This is a genomic window from Pelolinea submarina (assembly GCF_003966975.1).
GTDB lineage: Bacteria > Chloroflexota > Anaerolineae > Anaerolineales > Anaerolineaceae > Pelolinea > Pelolinea submarina.
Window position 1 is genome coordinate 1120307 of the sequence record NZ_AP018437.1, and the last position, 22007, is coordinate 1142313.

A 22007-nucleotide genomic window follows, 5' to 3' on the forward strand; every position below is an offset into this window, starting at 1 on the left:
GCAGAAATGAGCAAAGCGAAATACGCGGCAATTGTACATAATTACAATTACCCAACTGATCGTTTCAATAAAGAGTATGGCATCAAGGGTGCCAACAAATTGATCCTGAACCTGATCGAGACCGCTGGAAAACAGGGTCTGGTGAAAGGCCTCGAATTCAACATGGATGAGTCGCCTGCAGAGACCTGCACCGGCGTCAACATGGAGAACTGGAAGGAAGTCAAATCCGCCTTGGATGCCAATGGCCTGGAAATCATCGGCGTGGCGCCGAACTTGTGGAGCAGTTATGCTTTCGCAAACGGCACGCTGGGCGCAGCGGATGCGAAAACCCGTAAAGAAGCTCTGGATCTGGTCAAGAAAGCCATGGATCTGGCCGCGAAAGTGGGCAGTCCCTATGTGAATATCTGGCCCGGTCAGGACGGCTACGATTATTATTTCACCACTGATTATCCCAAAGCGTATGATTGGTGGATTGAAGGCATGCAGGCAGCGGCCGATTACAACCCCGATATCAAACTGGGTTTTGAACCGAAACCCTATGAACCACGTTCATACTCCACCATCAGCACGGTTTCCAAATCCCTGTTGATGATCCGCGATGTGGACCGCAAGAATGTCGGCCTGAACATCGACGTCGGCCATATGCTGTACGCGCACGAAAACCTGGGCGAGTCGGTCGCGCTTTCCATGCGCGAGGGTAATAAGCTGTTCCACCTGCACATGAATGACAATTATGCGGACGCAGACGCCGATATGATGTTTGCTTCCGTTCATTTCCTGGCTTTCCTGGAAATGTTCTATTGGCTGCGGAAAACCAACTACTCCGGTTGGAAATCCCTGGATCTGTTCAACTATCGTACAGACCCGGCTGCTTCGATTGCCGAAGGCATCCGTTGGATGATGGCGTTCGACGAATTGATCGATCGCGTCGGCATGGATAAATTGGAAGAATTGATCAAGAATGGGAATGCCGTAGAGAATATGACATTCTTCAGGAAGATCATTTTTCAACAGTAAATTATTGGTAGCGTAGGAAAAAGAGGAAATGAATTTTCATTTCCTCTCTTTGTTTAAATCCTTGAGTTGCCAACCGGACGTTTTGTATGTAAAAATATAATAGTGGAAAGGAGTCATGCTATGGAGATTAAGAACAAGGTTGCGATTGTCACCGGTGCCAGCGGCGGCATTGGCCGCGAAGTGAGCCTGAAACTGGCAGAGCAGGGTGCCCGTGTGGCTTTGATTGCCCGAAATTTGGATAAATTGAATGAACTGAAAGCCGAAATCGAGAAAGCCGGCGGACAAGCTATTGTGATTTCGACTGATATTGTTGATGGCAAGTCTGTTGAGGCTATGGCTGCTGCGGTATTCAAGCAGTTAGGCAGCATTGATATATTGGCAAATTGCGCTTTCTGGGGGCCTCCCGGCAGCCTGGAACAAACTACCGAGGAGTTTTGGGATAAAACAATTGATACCACCTTAAAGGCACCTTTTCTGTGTATTCGCGCGGTGGTGCCTTATATGCGCAAGGCGGGCGCCGGGCGCATTGTCAATATCGGCTCCAAGGCCGGCAAGGTGGGCGAGGACAACCGTACGGCTTACTGCGCGGCCAAGTGGGGCCTGGAAGGGCTGAACGCGGCCCTGCAGGAAGAACTGACGCGCGACAATATTCATGTCCAAATGATTTCCCCGGCAGCCACGAATACGCCCTGGTGGCCGGGCGCGGGAGCTGAGCTGACGCCGGAAATCCTGGCACGCTTTGTCCCGCCGGAGACGATTGCGGACGCTGTCGTGTTCGCGATTTCCGCGCCGGATCAGGTGATTATCCCGGACATCCCTGTGTACAACTTCCGAAACCCGTTCGAGGGCAAGAGTTCGCCCTTTGCGGAGTAAACCAACGCTTTTCTTTAATAAAAGAGATTGCCACTTCGACAGTAGCGCAGGCATTCTTGCCTGCGTTTTTTCTCTTTAAAAAACAACGAGCGTTCCTGGGCTTGTCGAAGGGACGCTCGTTTATTCTTTTAAATAAATGTAAGTTTTTAGCGTTCCAAAATTGCCGGGCGCGGATAAACCACACCATCGATTTCCACGTTGATGGCAGGCCATTGGTTGGTGAGGGTCAAGATCTCGAGGCCATTCTCCTTGACCAGGATGGAATCCTCCGATTTGGTGCCCTGCACAGTGGGGTTCCAGCCGAAAGCCTGATTGACACCCACAGTTTGGGTGGATTCGGAGAAGGCGATATATTCACGCGGTTCGTACCCGATTAAGCCGCCCTGATGGTGATAATGCCACTCATTGGAGAAACCTTGCTGCGCATAGGCGTCTTTGGCTTGATCGAGGATGCGGCCAATCACCGCGCCAGGCTGCGTGGCGGACATGAAGGTCGCGTCCACGAAGGCGGCAGCTTCCTGTTTGTGTTTCAGGTCGGCGGGCGCATGGCCGAAGTAGACACAGCGTGTGAAGGAGATTACCAAGCCCCAACGGCGCGCGCACAAGACCAGGTGTGCATATTTGTCCAGCTTCTTCTCCGAGGGAATGGGGTGGCGGAAGTTGAAAATACGCTCATCGGTGGCGATCAACAGCACGGTGGGGAAGATGTTATCCGCCAGCATCTTGGCGGACATGGCCGCTTCAATTTCATGCTCGTTCATGCCGGGTACGATCTCATGCGCCACAGCTTCCACCGCCGCTGCGGTGTGCTGGCCCAGCCAGCGGTAGCGCTCGATTTCGTTCTCGGTCAGGTCGTAGCGCAGTTTGGCGAAATTGTCTTTGACCATCAGCGCGCCGGCACGCGGCACGTCCGCGCTGTATTTCAGGCCGGACGCGAGTTTCTTCAGAGTGCTATCCGTGCCCTGGGGGTCATACCAGTTGGGCACCTCAACATCGAACAGGGGAGCGACTTCACCCAGGGCTTCGGCCTTCAGGCGGTCAATCTCGTTGTTGTTGGCAATCAAGGTCAGGTCTTTCTTTGTCACGAAGATCATGGCCGAACCGGTTTTATCGATGATTTCCAGATGGTCGTCACCCCCGGCGGTTAACCAACTGAAGTTGGCGTTGGTTCCCAAAAGGACCGCGTCCAACTTCTGTTCATCCAGGAATTGTCGTACTTTTGCAACCTTTAAATTCACTTCATCCAAGCGATTCATGTTAGCCTCTAAGTTTTTATGGGATTATACAATGTTTAGTCATTTGAGGGATGACGATCTGTATAAAGCAGGAAGAAAGATTATTGATAAGCGGATAATCATTCTGTGTTATAATGTTTCTCTTGGTTGGATATAACCAATACAAATTTAATAGCTTATGTTTTGAAAATTCCAAAGGGTTGCTCGTCAATATCTGGACGGGCTTTTTTTATGTCTGTGGGTAAAAAAAGGGAGCAGCCGGCGGTTTATAACCGATTTGGCTGTTGGCTACTGCGCGATGCGCGGGGCTTCAGGAGTTGTCAAAACGTAACAGGAGATTTTGATGACAACTGAATTTACTCACTTAGACCTGGACCAGGAACTGGAACAGGCAGTCAATGACCTTGGGTACAGCACGCCCACTCAAGTTCAAGACCAGGTTATTCCGTTATTGCTGGAAGGCAAAGACGTAATTGCCCAATCGGAAACCGGATCAGGTAAAACAGCGGCCTTCGCGCTGCCGATTTTACAGAATCTGGAAACCGGAATTTCCCCCCGCAATGTACAGGCACTTATTCTGGCACCTACCCGTGAACTCGCCATTCAGGTCGCAGATGCGATCAATAAATACGGCAGCCACCTCAATGTAGAGGTTATGGCGGTCTATGGCGGGCAGCGCTACGATACTTCCAAGCGGCGCATCCGCAATGGCATCGATGTAATTGTCGGTACTCCCGGTCGCTTGCAGGATTTAATGCGTCAGGGACTCTTAGACCTGAGCAGTGTCCGTACGGTCGTGTTGGATGAGGCCGACGAGATGCTCAGCATGGGTTTTATTGAAGATATTGAAAATATCCTCAGCCAAACCCCGGATGAGCGCCAAACTGCGTTATTCTCGGCTACCATGCCGAAAAGCATCCGCGTTTTAGCGGATAAATACATGCATGATCCCCAGACGGTTATGGTTTTACAGAAACAGATGACCGTGGCAACTACCGAACAGCGTTTTTACCTGGTCAATGAGAAAGACAAACTGGCCGCCCTGACGCGTATTTTTGAAGTCGATGAGATTGGCGCAACGCTGGTATTCACCCGCACACGCGCAGGATCCGGCAAACTAGCCGCAGATCTGATCCAACGCGGATACGCGGCCGAAGCACTGAACGGCGATTTGGCCCAGGAAGCCCGTATTCATGTGCTCAACCGCTTCCGCAGCGGTCAGGTAAAGGTATTAGTGGCTACGGACGTAGCCGCGCGCGGATTGGACATTGAGGGCATCTCCCATGTAGTCAACTTCGATCTTCCCAATGATCCGGAAGCTTATGTGCACCGTATCGGGCGCACGGGCCGCGCCGGCAGGGAAGGTATCGCAATTTCGCTGGTTCCCCCTAGAGACCGATTTCAGCTCAATCGTATTGAGCGTTACACCAAGCAAAAGATCAGCCAGGCGCAACTGCCCGATGAGGCGCAGGTTTACGCCCATCGTGAAGACAAGTTGGTCCATAAACTGACAGTCTGGTTGGAACGCGATCGCAGCAAGCGCGAGCAGGAAATTGTGGAACAGATGATGGCCGAAGGGCATGATCCGGTACGCATTGCTGCTGCAGCATTGAAGATGGCACGGGTGGAAGAAAACCAGCGCCCGGTTGAAAAGATTGGCGAAATCAACATGAGTGAGCGTTCGCAAGAGAGCCGCCGGGAACGGTCTTCCGGTCCGAAGGGCAAAGGCAAGAGTTCCCGCAAACCCGCAGAACGCCAACAGGGTTTTCGCGGCGGGCGCAGCACGATAACAACCGTGGAAGAAGGTATGGTTCGCCTCAGTATTGAGCGCGGCCGCCAGCACGGTATACGCCCCGGCGAAGTAGTTGGCACGATCGCTTCCTGCGCCAACATCCCCGGCAGCGCCATCGGCAAGATCATGATTCAGGATAACGAGACTATGCTGGATGTGCAGGAAGAGTACGTCTCACGAGTACTTGGTCATACCGGCAGCTACAGCTTCCGCGATTATAAAAATGTGATGATCAAGCGAGCCTAAAGAATTGTAAAAGCGCCCAATACCGGGCGCTTTTTTGTTGGAAAATGTAGACCCCGACAGTTTCACTCTTCCCCCCAGGGAATGTTTCACGATAGGTTCAACGGGCGATTGATTCAGCCGTTATTGAGCCAAATCGCCCTGTTCCTCTCGGATCCGGGCAATTTGCTGCTGGCATTCAGCTGCCATCACACCAAAGCTGATGTCCAATTGAACGCGGCAGAATTTCACAATATCAGAGACCGTCAGGTAGGGTTCCATGTGGGGTTCGCTGGGGGCGCCGAAGATGTAATGGGTGATGCCGGCTTTGATGGCGGCTGACATGCACATCGAACAGGATTCAGCATTGCTGGCCAGGTAAAAATGGCCAAATTCAGCCGGTGAATACTGCCTGGCTAACTTGCGGATCAGGTTGATTTCTGCGTGGGCGGTCGGGTCACAATCGCTGTTTTGGGTGTTATGCGCGGTGGCAATGATGTTGCCCTGCGCGTCGGCTATCACTGCACCAAAAGGGTAGTTGCCATCGTCAGCGGCGCGCTGCGCATCTTCCATGGCCAGAGCAACCAGTGTGTATTTTGTCTTTAGGTCCATTTCGATGTTCCTCTATCAGGTCAATACACCAAGAATAACATAAGAAAAGATATTTTTAGGGGGAGGATGACGGAAACCCGTCAATATTAAAAATTGTTGACAAGCCAATTTGAATTTGCTATGATATGGTCAATTAGTATGGTGGCGCAACAAACAAAAGAGGGGATTGAAGCGCGTAAACAACATGCCGGCAAGATTCTGTATTTCAATGGAGGTGCCTATCGAATGATTCTCATTGTTTGTCAAAATATTTGAAATCCAAGGGAGAAAAATATGTTTCGCTCAAAAAGTATTAAATTAATTGGTTTGCTCGTTCTGGCTGTCATGGTTATTGGCGCTTGCACGCCAGCAGCCGCAACTCCCGCTGAAGCGGAAGCGATGGAAGCGGAAGCAGAGGCACCCGCTGCGGAAGAAATGGCTCCCAGCGAAAAAACCATCATTGGCTTATCATTCTCTGATTTCGCAACGGAACGTTGGAAGAACGAGGAAGTCTTGATGCGCGGTTTGCTGGAAGACAAGGGATATGAAGTCCTGTCAGCAGAAGCCAACCACGACGTGAAGTTGCAGAATGATCAAATCGATAACATGGTCACCCAGGGGGCATCCGTGATCATCGTTATTGCCGAAGACGGCGATGCAGCGGCAACCGCTGTTGCCAGTGCGGCCAAAGCCGGCGCGAAGGTCATTGCGTATGACCGCCTGATCAAATCGCCCGACATCGCGGCTTACATCTCTTTCAATAACGTAGCGGTAGGCTACAACCAGGCCGACGGCGTGATGAAAGCGTTGGATGTTGAGAATTGGGATGTAGCTGCCAATGGACCCGCCAGGGTCGTCAAGATGGGTGGTAGCCCAACCGATAACAACGCTATCCTGGTTCGCCAAGGGCAGGATGAAATTCTTGACCCGCTGGTGGAGGCCGGAAAGATTGAGATCGTAGCCGACCAATGGGTGGATAACTGGGACGCTGCCAAAGCTGTAACCTTGATGGAAAATATCCTGGCTTCGATTGGCAATGATGTGGACGCTGTCGTGGCTTCAAACGACGGCACCGCGCTGGGCGCGCTGCAGGCTCTCAAGGCGCAGGGATTGGCCGGTGTCGTTCCGATTTCCGGTCAGGATGCTACCGCTGACGGCTGCAACAGTATTGTCAAAGGTGAACTATCCGTAACAGTATTCAAGGACATTCGCGAACTGAGCCCGCTGGCTGTTGAGCTGGCCGACCAATTAGCGAAGGGTGAAACCCCCGACCTTGAAATGTACACCCTGGCAGAACTGACCCTCAACGATGCGTTGACTGGTGAAGTGCCCTGCAAATTCCTCCCCGTTGTCCAGGTAACCAAAGACAATGTTTATGACGTTGTTGTAAAGAGTGATTTCCAGGCTTATGACGAGGTTTATCGTGATATTCCGGATGCTGAGAAGCCTCCAAAACCGTAATCGCGAATAAATTACTATAACTGAAAAGGGGCTTCAAATGGTTCTGTCAGCTCCAGTGAAGCCCCTTTTCATTCAAAGGATGAAAAACATGTTGAATGATATTATCCTAGATATTCGTAATGTTACCAAAGAATTTCCCGGCGTGGTCGCTTTGGATGATGTTTCTTTCCAGATTAAACGTGGTGAAATTCACGGAATTTGCGGCGAGAACGGAGCGGGAAAATCCACATTAATGATGATCATGAAGGGGGTTTACCCTTGGGGGTCATATAGCGGCGATATTATTTATGAAGGAAAAGAACTCAAACTTGAGAATCGTTCCATCCGCCAGGCCAGTGATGAAGGTATTGCTATCGTTTATCAGGAACTAACCCTGGTACCGAATATGACCGTGGGGGAGAATGTTTATTTAGGGAGAGAACCGCGGACCAGTACCGGCATTAACTGGAATGAATTGTTCGCAAATACACAGCAAATCCTGGACAAATACCACCTGGAAATCGACGCCAATGAACTGGTGAAGAATTTGGGCGTTGGCAAAATGCAGATGACCGAGATCGCCAAAGCGCTTTCGGAGAATGCCAAGATATTGATCCTGGATGAACCTACCAGTGCCTTGTCGGAAGAAGAGACCGAGCGCTTGATGGGAATTCTGCGCGTCCTGAAATCTCACGGAGTAACCTGTATTTATATCACTCATAAATTATCCGAATTGTTCGAGATCGCCGACACCGTTACTGTTTTGCGTGACGGCCGCGTGATTACTTCGCAGCCAACCAAGCAATTGAATGAGGAAATGTTGATCGGGCACATGGTTGGCAGAAAAATGAAAGAAAGGTTCCCGAAAAGCCGCCGTAAACCGGGAAAAGAGATTTTCGAGGTGCAGGACCTGCACGCCATCGACCCAGGAGATTCTACCCAGAACGTTGTGAATGGTGTTTCTTTTAATTTACGGGAAGGAGAAATTCTGGGAATTGCCGGTTTAATGGGCTCTGGCCGTACCGAGCTGGTTTCAACCTTGTTTGGCGAATACGGGAAGATCCGCAGCGGGAAGGTGCTGCTGGATGGCAAGGAGATCGAGATATCCAGTGCCAATCGTTCCATGAGGAATGGCATCAGCTTGGTTCCCGAAGACCGCAAGAAATTTGGCCTGGTTCTGATCCAATCCATCCAAAAGAATATTTCTCTGGCGAACCTGGATCAATTCTCGAAATGGTACAAGATTGATTTCATGGCCGAAATTAAAGCTACCGACTCGATTGCTGAAAAATTGGCGATCAAAGCACCCAGTCTTTCGGTTTTGTGCGAAACACTATCGGGTGGAAACCAACAAAAGGTTGTCATCGCGAAATGGCTGCTTTCAGATCCCAGGATCCTGATTATGGATGACCCCACGCGTGGAATCGACGTGGGCGCTAAATATGAGATCTATAAATTGATGAATGAACTGGCTGAGAAAGGGATCGCCATTATTATGATCTCCAGCGAAATGGAGGAAGTGATCGGTATGAGCGACCGCATCATGGTGATGTGTGAAGGGAAATCAATGGCTACGCTTGAGCAAAACGAATTCAACCAGGAAAGAATCATGGCGTTAGCCACAGGTTGTTAGCGTTCAGCTGATTATTGAGGAGGATTATTCATGAGCAGCACAATGTCATATTTGAAACAGCAATTGAAGAAGAATTTTCAGACCTACGCCATTATCCTGGCCATGGTTGTCATTTGGATTTTATTTTCCTTCCTGACCGAAGGGCGCTATATAGGGCCGCAGAACATCTCTAACCTCTTCCGCCAGATGGTCATTACCTCGTTCCTGGCGGTGGGCATGGTTTTGATCATGGTGACCGGAAACATCGATCTGTCGGTGGGGAAGCTGGCCGGTTTTGTTTCCGTGATCGTGGCCAGGTTCCAAGCGGACATCTGGTTTAATTACATCCCCAACCATGAGCTGCTGACCACCGCTTTCTCGGTGTTGATCGGTATTGGCGTAGGCACGGTTTTTGAGATCATCCAGGGCTACCTAACCGCTTATCTGAACATCCCAGCGTTTATCGTAACACTTGGCGGCAGCTGGGTGTTGAGCGGCGGGATCCTGATTATCACGGAGGGGAAAACGATCCCGGCCAACCAACCGCTTTTCTCGGTGATCGCCCAGGGATATTTATCACCGACGGTTGGCTGGGTCGTTTCCGCGCTGATCATCCTGTTCTCGATCTTTTCCATGCTGAAAAGCCGCCGAAATAAGATTAAGTATGGCTTTAAGCCGCTGCCGATGGTGCTCGAGGTTATCCGTTTGGTGGCTTTATCGGTTCTGATTGCGATCTACGTTGCCATTGTGAATCGCTACAACGGCGTCCAAATTCCCGTGATGCTGCTGGCGGTTACAGCGGTGGTGATGTCGTATGTATCGACGAATACTCCGGTGGGCCGTTATGCGTACGCAATTGGCGGCAATCGCGAGGCCGCACGCTTATCCGGCGTGAATATCAACAAGAACGTTTTTAAAATATTTGTACTAATGGGTTTAATGTGCGGTATTTCCGGCGTAGTGCTGGCTTCTTATGTCGGATACGGTACGATTGCGGCCGGGCAGGGGTATGAACTGGACGCAATTGCCAGCACCGTATTGGGGGGTACGTCTACTTTGGGTGGTGTAGGGACGATCTTCGGGGCCATTATTGGTTCGTTGATTATGGCCAGCCTGACCAGCGGTTTACAGATGATGAATGTGCCGGCTGCCTGGCAGTATGTCCTCAAGGGTATTGTCCTCGTGGTGGCAGTTTATGCAGACGTATACTTAAAGAAAAATCGATAATTAAGGGATAGAAAAAGCGCAATGAGAAACACTGCAGACCAGAAACTTGTTCGGAAGTTGAACAATAACATCATCGTAGAGATCCTTCGAAATGAGGCGCCTGTGTCGCGGGCAAACTTATCTGCCATTACCGGATTAAATCGCTCAACTGTTTCATCCATTATCGATGAATTAATCGATGGCGGTTGGGTTCGGGAGATAGCCCTGCAGACGGATAAAATCGGACGCCCAGGAATGTTGCTGGAAATCAATCCCGATGGGGGATTTGTTGTTGGGATTGAGATTGGAGTGGATTTCCTCTTATGTCTTGCCACTGATTTTTCAACCGAGGTGATTTGGAGAAAGAGCATCAAGATTGATCCGGAAGAAGGACAGGTTGCTATTCTGCAAAAAGCCTTTGACCTGGTTGAAGAAGCGATTGTGTTTGGGAAAAAGAAATGTGGAAGGGGATTGGGAATCGGAATCGCGATTCCCGGTTTAGTGGATGTTCATGATGGGGTATTAAAACTGGCTCCCAACCTCAAGTGGGAAAATGTACCGCTGAGGTTGATTTGGAACCAGCAATTTCATTATCCGGTCTATGTTGAAAACGACGGTAATGCGGCGGCTTTAGGGGAGTACTATTTCGGCGCTGCGCGCGGAATTAAAGATTTAATCTATATCGCAGCCGGTTACGGCCTGGGCTCCGGCATCATGGTGGACGGCAAAGTGTTGCGCGGGAATAAGGGGTATGCATCGGAAGTGGGGCATATGACCTATGACCCCAATGGAAAACTGTGCAGCTGCGGCAAGCGCGGCTGCTATGAGACTATGATCGGACCACGGGCAGTTATTGAAAACGTCCAAAAGTTAATTAAGGAGAAAGGCCCGGATAAGACGATCATAAAGATTTCAGAGGGGAATGGGAACGCAATCAATTATGACGCCGTTGTGAATGCGGCACTGGAGAACGATCCCATTGCCATCGACGCGTTGAATGATGTCGGCTGCAAACTGGGATTGGTCGTTTCGCATCTGGTCAATATCTTTGGCCCCCGGATGGTTATTCTGGGAGGCGCTTTGAACTATGCCAAGGATTTCATTGAGCCTGTTGTTGAACGAGTGGTAAAACAAAACGCTCTCTCACTTTGCCAGGAAGATCTGGTGATTACCAATTCATTCCTTGGGCAGGAATCAAGCGTTTTGGGAGCGATTGGTCTAGTCCTTGAAAATTTATGGCAGATCTAGCGACTGCCAGATAAAACAACAAAGAAAAGGAGAAATAAACAATGAACAATAATTATCAACCTCGACCCGAAGATCGTTTCACCTTCGGTTTATGGACTGTGGGAAACACAGGCAATGATCCTTTTGGCGACGACGTACGCGAGTCGAAATCGCCGGCAGATTTGGTCTATTTATTGGCCGACGTGGGGGCTTACGGCGTTAATTTTCACGATAACGACTTGATCCCCTTTGGAGCGACAGCCGCTGAAGGTGAGGAAATCAAAAAAGCATTCAAGAAAGCGCTGGCCGACACAGGTCTGGCAGTGCCCATGGTGACCACCAACCTGTTCTATAACCCGATTTTCCGCGACGGCGCTTTCACTTCGAACAACGCCGCGGTGCGCAAATTCACCCTGCAAAAAGTGATGAAAGCCATCGACCTGGGGGCGGAGATGGGCGCGAAGGTGTTTGTGTTCTGGGGCGGGCGCGAGGGCGTGGAGGTGGAAGCTTCCAAGAATCCCATCACGGCCATCCAGCGCAACCGCGAAGCCATGAACTTCCTGTGCGAATACGTCAAGGACCAGGGTTATGACCTGAAATTTGCCCTGGAAGCCAAACCGAATGAACCGCGCGGCGATATTTATTTTGCCACCACCGGCCACATGCTGGCTTTCATTGAAACGCTGGACCACCCTGAGATGGTGGGCGTCAATCCCGAATTTGCGCATGAGTCCATGGCAGGGTTGAGCTTCGTACATGGCGTGGCGCAGGCACTGGACGTGGGTAAGTTGTTCCATATTGACTTGAACGACCAGGCTTTTGGCCGCTACGACCAGGACTTCCGTTTTGGCGCGGTCAACCTGAAAACCGCTTTCTTCCTGGTTAAACTGCTGGAAGATAACGGCTATAAAGGCAGCCGACACTTTGACGCGCATGCCTACCGCACGGAGGATTACGAAGGCGTGAAAGATTTCGCGCGTGGCTGCATGCGCACTTATCTGATATTAAAAGAAAAGGCGGTTCGTTTCAACGCCGACGCGGAAATCCAGGGTCTGCTGGCGGAACTGGGCAAGGATGACCCGGCATTGGCTGCTTTCGGCGGAAAATACACCCCCGAGAAAATGAAAGCCTTGAAGGATTATTCCTTTGACACCCAGGCACTCGCCAAAGTCAGTTACGGCTACGAAAAACTGGACCAATTGACCAATGAAATCCTGCTGGGCGTCCGCTAGATTGTGGGGAAAATCGGATGAATGAAAAAAAATTCCTGGGTGTTGATTGCCTCGAAGCAGCTTTTGGGAATCTCACCTTACTCTTTACATTGTCGGTTGGACCCAGGATCATATCCTTACGGTACGGTAAATCGGATAATCTGTTTGCGGAAATGCCGGAGGCAAGCCTGGATTATCTCAATGGGGAAAAATTCCATTTGTACGGCGGGCACCGCTTGTGGGTGGCTCCGGAAGACCCGGCCTTCACTTATATTCCTGATGATTGGCCGATCAACGTCAAGACGCAATCCAGCACCGTTGAATTAATCCAGGAGGTTGACCGCAAAACCGGTCTGCGCAAGATCATCCGCGTTCAGGACAGCGGCAACAAGAATGCCATTATCGTTGATCATCTGGTATGCAATGAGGGCAGCGTTGAAAAGAAAATTGCCCCATGGGCTATCTCGCAAATGAAAAGCGGGGGAACCGGCATCCTGCCGCTGCGCGCGACGCAGGGTAACAGCCCATTCCTGCCGGATCGCTCCCTGGTTCTTTGGCCGTATACGGATATTTACGACAAACGCATTCATGTTCATAAGGATTATGTTTTCGTCAACACGCAGCCGAATAACGAGCACGCGGTAAAAGTCGGCACCAGTAATTTGCCGAATTGGGCGGCGTATTACAACGAACCCTACCTGTTCATAAAATATTCCGGCAAAGCGGACAGCGGCTGTGCGCTGGATTTGGGCGCCGAAGCGCAGTGCTACTGTGACCACAGGTGCCTGGAATTGGAAACATTGGGTTTGTATCAGGTGGTCAAACCGGGTGAAACCGCAACGCATCGGGAAATCTGGCGGGTAGTGGAAAAACCTTTCCCACTGCTGACTCCTGAGGCTTTGCAGGATTTTATTAAAAATGATGAATTGGCAAATGTGTTTCAAGGAATGCTATAGATGAATAACGCAGAGACTTATTTTCTTGGAATTGATTCCTCCACTACCGCAACCAAAGCCATTCTGATTGATAAGAGTGGAAAGATTCTGGGTGTGGCTGCCTCCGAATATGCCTATGAGACACCGCACCCATTGTGGAGCGAGCAGGATCCGCAATTATGGTGGACCGCGGCAGTAGCGAGCATCCGCCAGGTTGTAAAAGAGGCCGGGGTTGATCCTGCCAAAGTGGCAGGCATTGGCTTAACCGGCCAAATGCACGGGTTGGTGATCCTGGATCAAGACGGGCAAGTGCTGCGGCCGGCCATCCTGTGGAACGACCAGCGCACACAGCGGCAATGCGATGCCATACGCGAGGTGGTCGGCAAAGCGGAATTTATCCAGATCACCGGCAATGACGCCTTGACCGGGTTCACCGCACCGAAGATCCTGTGGGTGCGGGATGAAGAACCGCAGATCTATGAAAAAATCCGGCATGTATTGCTGCCCAAAGATTATCTGCGCTTCAAACTGACCGGCGATTATGCTGTCGATCGGGCCGGCGGGTCGGGCACGGTGTTGTTTGATTTGAAAAAACGGGATTGGTCGGATGACCTGATCCAACAATTGGGTATGCAACGGGACTGGTTCCCACCTACATTCGAAGGAACCGAGGTTACCGGTTCCCTGAGTAAGGCTGCGGCTGACGAAACCGGATTAAGGGCGGACATTCCGGTTTTTGGCGGGGGAGGCGATCAATCAGCCGCAGCGGTGGGGACCGGGGCAGTAGAGGAAGGCATCCTATCTATCAGCCTGGGTACCTCGGGGGTGGTCTTTGCAACGGCCGATTCTCCATTTATTGAAGAACTGGGACGGCTGCACGCTTTTTGCCATGCCGTTCCGGGCAAGTGGCACCTTATGGGTGTAATGCTCTCCGCTGCGGGCAGCCTGCGCTGGTTCCGCGAAACATTCTGCCCGGAGCTGAGCTACGACGAGATTGTTGCCCGGGCGATCCAAACGCCCAAAGGCAGTCAGGGCTTGTTGTTTATGCCCTACCTGACTGGTGAGCGCACACCTTACCCCGACCCTTTGGCGCGCGGCGGCTTTGTTGGAGCAACTGTGCGGCATACTTTTGCCGATTTCGCGCGTTCAGTGTTGGAGGGGGTGGCTTTTGGACTGCGGGATAGTTATGAGTTGATGCGCAGCGCCGGGTTGGGGCAAATTGACCACGTCCGCATTACCGGCGGCGGCGCCAGGAATCCAAACTGGCTGCAAATTATCGCGGATATACTGGATACCAGCATCTTTACCGTGGATTCAAAAGAGGGTGCCGCGTTTGGGGCGGCGGTGCTGGCAGCTTCCGGTGCAGGCGCTTTTCCTTCGGTCGAGCAAGCTTGCCAAACGGTGATCCACCGGGTGGGCGAGGTAAAACCTTCCCAGGACGCCGCAAAATATAATGAGCTGTACGCCCGCTATCGCGAGCTTTACCCGGCTTTGAAAGATACATTCCATAAGCTGTCATAGACAGCCGGCCGGAATTAAATCACAACTTGTTTTATGAAAAAATCCCGCAGCATTGCTGCGGGATTTTCATTATTTGACTGCCAGGACCGGAACGGTGGATAAGTTGATCACCTTCTGGATCTGGCTGCCGACCAGCAGCCCTTTTAAGCCGCCCACACCGAGTGTGCCCATAACGATCAGTTCGCAATTTTGACTGGTGGCTACGTTCATGATGCTCTCAGCCGGCGGGCCAAACAACAATTCCGAATTGACCTCAACGTCTTTACCGATGAGTTCGCGGGCTTGCTGCAGCAGGATCTCACCTTCACGGGTTTTTTCGGTGATAAGGTTGTCGATGTAAGGCTTGCCCAGACCGGCGGGCATGGGTTCCAGCACACAGACCAGCACCAGTTCCGATGTAGGCTGCACGCGCGCCATATCACCGGCCACGCGCGCGGCTCGGCGGGAGTGGTCAGAACCATCGAAAGCAATCAAGATCTTTTTGAACATACGCACCTCTTTATTGAATTGGTAGTTGTCTATACTTTTAGTATAGATGTGGAATATTAAATCTTTATTGGAATTTATACAAAATCTATAAGTTGTGATTTCAATCATATCTACTGCCTGACAAATAACAGTTCTACTTATCCAGAAAATGACTGGATAAAGAAAATTACCAATCCTTTTTAAGCACCTTCTTTTTTTACCAAAAGAATTTCAGAAATGACTTCTTTAGGAAAATGCGAATAAAAGGTATTTTCTTAACTTAAGTAATCACAAACAGTCATCCTGCCTAATAGACTATTGTGAATACAACAATAACGGGCATAAATACGGCAATAATTTGTGGGATATTGTATAAAAGACACATAAATGGTAAAATACACACAGAAATACACATTGGGCGTTCAATAACAATGACTTCTATCAGGTTTACGGCAGACTAAAAGGGAATTAATGATATACAACGCGAAAAATGTTGTTGGCTTGATTCAAAAAACCTTTTCATTGAGTTTTGCTGTTTCCGATCGCGTTTTTTCAGGTAAGGGGGAGTTGGGGAAGAGTATCTCCGTTTTAAAGAATTTACAGGAATACCAGCTGATGATTGGCTGATTCGTTTTTAGGTCGAAGGAAGGTGAGCAATGTATAGCGTTCAAAGGCAATCCAAAATTCTGGAACTTCTTGTGAAAAATGGTGAAGTTGAAGTCAGCGACCTTGCCGATAAATTCACGGCTTCACGCGAAACAATCCGGCGCGATCTGCGTGAAATGGAAGCGTCGGGATTGTTGAAACGAACTCATGGCGGAGCGGTTCCAGTCGAGAAGAAATATAGTGATGGTTATGAATACCCATTGCAGGCCAGGGGGCTTCAGCACTACGAGGAAAAGCAGCGCATTTGTAAAGAGACTGCGAGACTGGTGGAAGACGGAGATACGATTTTTATAGACAACAGTTCCACCACAATGAGCTTATTGAAATATCTCCCAAATGATTTCAAGATCACGATCATCACTAATTCCATACAAGTCTTATTAGAGGCAGGACTGTTGGAAAACAATAATATTGTCGTAATCAGTGTTGGTGGAATATTCAATCCCAAGAATTATTCTTTGACTGGGTTGTTATCTAATAACTATGCCCGCAGCTTTTTTCCGGATAAATCAATCGTATCTTGCCGCGGAATTGATGAGAAAAGCGGGATAACCGATTCGAGCTTCCTCGAGATTGAAGTAAAAAGGAAGATGATCGACCAATCTAAGCAATTGATCGTTATGGCGGATTATTCAAAATTTGGCCAAACCGGTGCGGTTTACGTTGGCAAGTTAGAAGAAATTGATATCCTGATCACCGACTCCAAAGCTGATCCCGAAAAGCTGAAAATGTTCTCTGAATTCGATACACGGATCATTGTTGCTGAATAACGAGATGAAAATATGGGGCTGCCTTTTATGAGAATGTTAGCTTTTGATTTGGGTGCTTCCAGCGGAAAAATGTTTCTAGGCAACTTTAATGGCTCGAGACTTTCCATGGACGTCATCAGACGCTTCGAGAATCGTCCAACCTTTTTACGCAACGAAATCTTCTGGAATGTTCTGGATATTTATAACAATCTTGAGGAAGGCATTTCCATAGCTTTGCAGAAGGAAAGGCAGATCAATAGTATCGGTTTTGATTCCTTTTCTAATGATTTTGGCTTTCTGGATAAAGATGGCTATTTCATTAACCAGGTGCATTGTTACCGCGATGAACGTACATATCGAAATGCGGATGCGATCTATGCACGCATGCCCAAAGATGTGATGCATAAACACAGCGGCAACCAGAATGCGCTTTTCGGCACATTGATGCAGCTGGCAACCATGCGATTGGAAAATCAAGGCTACTTATTAGAAGGATCGGGAAAGATGTTGTTTTTACCTGATCTTTTTTCTTATTTCCTTACCGGCGAGATCAACTCGGAATACACCATCTCCTCAGTCAGCCAGATGATGGATTTTTCTAAAGGAAATTGGTCTGCGGAGATCCTGGATACATTTCAGATCCCCAGGACCTTGATGGCGGATATCGTCTCACCTGGAACACGGGTGGGCAAGGTTAACAAAACCCCCATCGAAGTTGTAGCAGTTTGTGAACACGATACAGCTTCTGCATTTCTATCCGCACCTATGGGTGAAGATGCCGTGATCATCAGCAGCGGAACCTGGTCGTTGGTGGGAGTTGAAACCCAAGCACATATCATTTCGGATTACACCTTCAGACATAATATCGCTAACGAGGGGGGGTACCCAGGCCATCATCGTATGCTGAAGAATGTTATGGGATTATGGCTGATCCAGGAATGTCAGCGTGCTTACGTTGACATTGGCCAGAATTTTTCAATTGAGACTTTGCTTGGAATGGCTGCGGATGAAACAGCTTTCCAATGCATGATTAACCCGAATGACGAACGTTTCTTCTATCCGGGCGATATGCCGGAAAAGATCCGAGAATTTTGTGGCCAGCAAGGGCAACCCATCCCATCCACCCCAGGCCAGATCGTGCGTTGTGTGTTGGAAAGTCTGGCTCTGCAATATCGGCTGGTCATCGAAGAACTGGAGCAGTTGACGAACAGGTCGTATGGCAGCATCAACATTGTCGGAGGTGGCAGCTATAACGTATTGTTAAACCAGTATGTTGCCAACGTTTCAGGGAAACCGGTCATTGCCGGCCCAGGTGAGGCAACTGCCATTGGCAATATTTTGGTACAGCTCATCTCGTTTGGAGAAATCGGATCGATTAAAGAGGGCCGTGTGATGCTCAAAGATTCCATTGAAATGAAGTATTACGAACCGGAAAACCAGAATGCATGGAACAACCGCTTCGAAGAATATTTACAAATGATAGGAGAACAGGAGATTTAAAGATGGAAGAGAAAAAGATCAACGTTGGGATTGTGGGCCTTGGTTTTGGACGGGAGTTTATTCCGATCTATCAGAAACATCCGAATGGCGGCAAGGTCGCAATTTGCACACGCAATCCGGAAACCTTGAAAAGTGTCGGGGATCAATTTGGGATCCCTGAAGATCTGCGCTATACCGATTATTACGAGATGATCAAGAATGACGAATTGGACGCGATCCACATCGTTACGCCAATCCTCGAGCATTTTCCCCAAACGATTGCAGCTTTGGAAGCTGGAAAACATACCGCCTGTACGGTTCCGATGGCCACCTCGGTTGAAGAATGCAAGAAGATCGTAGAAACCAGCGAGAAGGTTGGCAAGTATTACATGATGATGGAGACCTCCCTTTATACGCGAGAGTTCTTGTACGTGAAAGCCTTGCAGGATCAGGGCAAGTTCGGCCGTATTCAATTTGTACGCAGCGACCATATGCAGAATATGATGCTGAGCGGTTGGGGTGATTACTGGCGTGGTTTCCCGCCATTCTATTACGGAACGCACGCGCTTTCACCGGTGATCGAACTGATCGGTAAAAGGCCAAAATCTGTCATCTGCCACGGTTCGGGGCATCTCAGCGCGGATAAAGCTGAGAAGTACAATTCACCCTGGGCAGTGGAGACTGCGACATTCACCTTCGAGGATACAGACGTGGTTGCTGAATCATCGCGCTGTCTCTTCGAAACCATCCGGCAGTGTCGTGAGTGCTTTGACCTTTACGGAACAGAGATGTCATTTGAGTGGGAATCGGTTATCGATGACGGCCATGTGATCTTCACAGGTATTGATGATGCTGAAAAGATTGTATGCCCCGATACCGATGCTCTATTACCTGAACAGATCTCAGCTTTCACAAAGAGAGAGGCAATTTCGGATACTACTCAAGCTTCCTTCCGCCAGGGGATAGGCCATGGTGGTTCGCATCCTCACTTAGTGCATCAATTCCTTTCTGCGTTGGTTGAAGATCGCCAGCCTTCGGTTGACGCAAGAACTTCGGCAACCATCACCTGTGCTGGGATCTGCGCGCACGAATCCGCCATGCAAGGCACTAAGCGCATTGAAATTCCGGATTTTGGATTCAAAAAATAATTGGCCGTCCAAAAGGAAGAAGTAATGAAAAATATTCTCCAAATGCAGGATATCTGCAAGTCATTTTCAGGGGTGGAAGTGCTGCATTCCGTAAACTTGGACCTTTACGAAGGGGAGGTCCTTGCTTTGGTAGGGGAGAATGGCGCAGGGAAATCCACTCTGATGAAGATCTTGATGGGAATAGAACAGCCCAATGCAGGCAAGATCTTTCTGGGTGAAGAGGAAGTAAAGCTAGATAACCCCGCCAAGGCACTTGATTTGGGAATTGCCATGATCCATCAAGAGTTGGCTCCCATTCCTGAAATGACGGTTGAGGAGAATTTGTTCATTGGACGTGAGCTCAGCCACTTCGGGTTTGTGGATTCTCGCAAGCAAGCACAGTTAACCAAAGAGTGGCTGGGAAACTTGAATTTGCGGATTCCTCCGACCACCAAGATGCAGGATTTGAGCATTTCCCAGACCCAGATGGTCGAAATCACCAAAGCTATTTCTTACAATTCAAAGATCTTGATCATGGATGAACCTACTTCAGCCATCACCGAAGCGGAAGTACGGCATTTATTCGAAATCATCAACCTGCTTAAGAAAAATGGCATTTCCATCATCTATATTTCGCACAAATTGCAGGAATTACCGTTCATCGCGGATCGCGTGCAGGTGATGCGGGACGGCCATATCATCAGCGTTGCGATAATGGCAGAAAAATCCGAGCGCCAGATCGTCCGCGATATGGTAGGTCGCGAAATTTCCAATATCTATCCCAAATGCGATAACAATATCACGGAACCGATCTTGGAGGTCAAGCACCTGAATAAAAAAGGTGAATTTGAAGATGTGACCTTCACACTGCATGCCGGAGAAAAATTGGGAATTGCTGGTTTGATGGGGGCTGGAAGGACCGAACTGGTCAGTACAATTTTCTGTGTCAATCGACCCGATTCCGGAGAGGTTTGGGTGGATGGCGAGAAAGTGAATTTCCGCAAACCTTCAGATGCTATCAAGAAAAAGATCGCGCTGGTCCCTGAAGATAGGAAATTGATGGGCTTGAATCTGGCCATGAACGTTCAGGAAAACGCGACGATGTGTATTGACAAGAATATCGCGAAATTTTATTTCCTGAACAATCCGAAAGGGAGCTTGCTTGCCAAAGAGATGGTCAAGAAATTATCCATCAAAGCCCATTCAACGAAACAGGAAGTTGGAAATTTGTCTGGTGGGAACCAACAGAAAGTCGTACTGGCTAAATGGCTACTGACCGAACCGGATATTCTGTTATTTGACGAACCGACCAGGGGCATTGATGTGGGTGCCAAGGCTGAAATTTTCGAATTGATCAATAACCTGGTGATGAATGGAAAAGCAGCGCTAATCATTTCGTCCGAAATGCAGGAATTGGTTGGAATTGCCGACCGTGTGATTGTTATGTGCGAAGGGAAGATAACCGGGGAAGTCAAAGGCGAAGAAATCACACAAGAAAATATCATGGCTTTGGCTTCGCCCAAGAATAAGAACGGTTCAATAAATTGAAATCCTGGTAGGAGATTTATATGCAAAATCAAGAAAAAGACCAAAAACATAATACTGCCACAGAACAAAATGAGAAGGTGCCTTTCTATAAAAGCTCCCAATTTTGGAAGAGCACGGGCATTTTCTGGGCGTTGGTTATCTTAGTCATTATTATGGCGATTTCTCAACCTGCTTTCCTTACCAAACCAAACCTTATCAACATCCTTAAACAGGCTTCTATTACCGGTATCCTGGCTATCGGCCTGACCCTGGTTTTGTTGACCGGGGGCATTGACCTGAGTGTGGGTTCGGTTCTAGCCGTTGCATGTATGGCAGCAGCCTTCCTCACCTCGGATGTTCAGGGTTTTCCGGTGATTGTGGGGTTCATTGCCGGGATTGGTGTGGGTGCTATTTTTGGACTTGTGAATGGGTTCGGCATTGCATACATCGGGTTTGCACCTTTCATTATGACGATGGCTACCCTTAGCGCAGCGCGCGGTATTGCTCTGGTCTCGACTAACAACCGCCCCATCTTTAACCTGAGCCGCACGTTTATCGATGTGTCCAACTCGATCTACTTTGGCCTGCCTTCGCTGGTCTACTATTTCCTGATCGTGGCGGTTTTGGCGTATATCCTCACAAAAAAGACGGTCTTTGGAAAGTGGATCTACGCAGTTGGGGGCAACCAAATCGCTGCCAAATATTCCGGCATCAACGTGGAGAAAGTCAAGCTGATAATTTACATGATTATGGGCTCACTCTCTGGTTTGACCGGTGTTTTGATGGCTTCCCGTATTACTTCGGGAAACCCGACAGTTGGTGAGGGCTATGAGCTGGATGCGATCGCAGCCTGTGTCATCGGTGGTGTCAGTATGTCCGGGGGCGCAGGTTCGGTGATTGGCACAGTGATCGGAGTTCTTATTTTAGGTGTTATTTCCAATGGTTTTGATATTCTTGGGATTTCCTCCAACTACCAAAGAATTATGAAGGGGTTGGTGATCCTGCTGGCTGTCTTTATCGACATCCGTTCCAGAAGCAGGAAAAATAGTTAGGGTTATCTCTGGTGAATCCGCGCCAGTGAAACAAAATAATAGTGATAAATAAAGGAG

General features: G+C 49.2%; 18 protein-coding genes. 15 read left to right on the plus strand and 3 right to left on the minus strand.

Annotation, left to right across the window (positions count from 1 at the left end):
- Positions 1–6: 6 nt before the first annotated feature.
- The gene (locus tag Pelsub_RS04920) at positions 7–1017 is read left to right on the plus strand and encodes a sugar phosphate isomerase/epimerase family protein (RefSeq protein ID WP_116224835.1); all 1011 of its coding nucleotides are present in this window, start codon (positions 7–9) and stop codon (positions 1015–1017) included.
- A gap of 120 nt (positions 1018–1137) precedes the next feature.
- Entirely contained in the window at positions 1138–1890 is a 753-nt protein-coding gene (locus tag Pelsub_RS04925) for an SDR family NAD(P)-dependent oxidoreductase (protein ID WP_116224834.1), read from the plus strand.
- A 146-nt stretch (positions 1891–2036) separates the two neighbouring features.
- Here Pelsub_RS04925 and Pelsub_RS04930 read toward each other — a convergent pair whose 3' ends face one another.
- On the minus strand, positions 2037–3146 hold the full coding sequence (locus tag Pelsub_RS04930) for a M24 family metallopeptidase (RefSeq protein ID WP_116224833.1): 1110 nt from the start codon (positions 3144–3146) through the stop codon (positions 2037–2039).
- A 322-nt stretch (positions 3147–3468) separates the two neighbouring features.
- Between Pelsub_RS04930 and Pelsub_RS04935 the strand changes: the two genes are divergently transcribed.
- Positions 3469–5163: a DEAD/DEAH box helicase gene (locus Pelsub_RS04935; protein WP_116224832.1), complete on the plus strand. Its 1695-nt coding sequence runs from the start codon at positions 3469–3471 to the stop codon at positions 5161–5163.
- A gap of 120 nt (positions 5164–5283) precedes the next feature.
- Here Pelsub_RS04935 and Pelsub_RS04940 read toward each other — a convergent pair whose 3' ends face one another.
- Positions 5284–5751, minus strand: a complete 468-nt coding sequence (locus Pelsub_RS04940) for a nucleoside deaminase (protein WP_116224831.1) — start codon at positions 5749–5751, stop codon at positions 5284–5286.
- Positions 5752–6024: 273 nt separating this feature from the next.
- Here Pelsub_RS04940 and Pelsub_RS04945 point away from each other — a divergent pair, with 273 nt between their 5' ends.
- The 7 genes from Pelsub_RS04945 to xylB all read left to right on the plus strand — a co-directional run bounded on the left by Pelsub_RS04945 (position 6025) and on the right by xylB (position 14882).
- Complete coding sequence (locus Pelsub_RS04945; RefSeq protein WP_232528617.1) at positions 6025–7191, plus strand: substrate-binding domain-containing protein; 1167 nt, start codon at positions 6025–6027, stop codon at positions 7189–7191.
- A 91-nt stretch (positions 7192–7282) separates the two neighbouring features.
- Complete coding sequence (locus Pelsub_RS04950) at positions 7283–8803, plus strand: sugar ABC transporter ATP-binding protein (protein ID WP_174233257.1); 1521 nt, start codon at positions 7283–7285, stop codon at positions 8801–8803.
- A 30-nt stretch (positions 8804–8833) separates the two neighbouring features.
- Positions 8834–10009 carry a sugar ABC transporter permease gene (locus Pelsub_RS04955; RefSeq protein ID WP_116224829.1) on the plus strand — a complete coding sequence of 392 codons (1176 nt, stop codon included), beginning with the start codon at positions 8834–8836 and terminating at the stop codon, positions 10007–10009.
- Between the two features lie 21 nt (positions 10010–10030).
- Positions 10031–11236: an ROK family transcriptional regulator gene (locus Pelsub_RS04960; RefSeq protein WP_116224828.1), complete on the plus strand. Its 1206-nt coding sequence runs from the start codon at positions 10031–10033 to the stop codon at positions 11234–11236.
- 41 nt (positions 11237–11277) lie between these two features.
- Positions 11278–12447, plus strand: a complete 1170-nt coding sequence (xylA, locus tag Pelsub_RS04965; RefSeq protein WP_116224827.1) for a xylose isomerase — start codon at positions 11278–11280, stop codon at positions 12445–12447.
- A 17-nt stretch (positions 12448–12464) separates the two neighbouring features.
- Positions 12465–13382 carry a hypothetical protein gene (locus tag Pelsub_RS04970; protein ID WP_116224826.1) on the plus strand — a complete coding sequence of 306 codons (918 nt, stop codon included), beginning with the start codon at positions 12465–12467 and terminating at the stop codon, positions 13380–13382.
- Positions 13383–14882 (plus strand): xylulokinase, encoded by a 1500-nt coding sequence (gene xylB / locus Pelsub_RS04975; RefSeq protein WP_116224825.1) that lies wholly within the window; start codon positions 13383–13385, stop codon positions 14880–14882. It begins immediately after the preceding gene.
- Between the two features lie 69 nt (positions 14883–14951).
- On the opposite strand, the gene Pelsub_RS04980 is transcribed toward xylB, so the two are convergent.
- Positions 14952–15371 carry a universal stress protein gene (locus Pelsub_RS04980; protein WP_158674984.1) on the minus strand — a complete coding sequence of 140 codons (420 nt, stop codon included), beginning with the start codon at positions 15369–15371 and terminating at the stop codon, positions 14952–14954.
- A 635-nt stretch (positions 15372–16006) separates the two neighbouring features.
- Here Pelsub_RS04980 and Pelsub_RS04985 point away from each other — a divergent pair.
- From Pelsub_RS04985 to Pelsub_RS05005, 5 genes are read left to right on the plus strand one after another with little or no spacing between them, the layout of a single operon-like run.
- Positions 16007–16786 (plus strand): DeoR/GlpR family DNA-binding transcription regulator, encoded by a 780-nt coding sequence (locus Pelsub_RS04985; protein ID WP_116224823.1) that lies wholly within the window; start codon positions 16007–16009, stop codon positions 16784–16786.
- Between the two features lie 33 nt (positions 16787–16819).
- Complete coding sequence (locus Pelsub_RS04990; RefSeq protein ID WP_158674985.1) at positions 16820–18265, plus strand: rhamnulokinase; 1446 nt, start codon at positions 16820–16822, stop codon at positions 18263–18265.
- Positions 18266–18267: 2 nt separating this feature from the next.
- Positions 18268–19392, plus strand: coding sequence for a Gfo/Idh/MocA family protein (locus tag Pelsub_RS04995; RefSeq protein WP_116224821.1), 1125 nt, complete (start codon positions 18268–18270; stop codon positions 19390–19392).
- A gap of 24 nt (positions 19393–19416) precedes the next feature.
- The gene (locus tag Pelsub_RS05000; protein ID WP_116224820.1) at positions 19417–20919 is read left to right on the plus strand and encodes a sugar ABC transporter ATP-binding protein; all 1503 of its coding nucleotides are present in this window, start codon (positions 19417–19419) and stop codon (positions 20917–20919) included.
- A 20-nt stretch (positions 20920–20939) separates the two neighbouring features.
- Positions 20940–21950 carry an ABC transporter permease gene (locus Pelsub_RS05005; protein ID WP_116224819.1) on the plus strand — a complete coding sequence of 337 codons (1011 nt, stop codon included), beginning with the start codon at positions 20940–20942 and terminating at the stop codon, positions 21948–21950.
- The last annotated feature ends 57 nt before the right edge of the window (positions 21951–22007 follow it).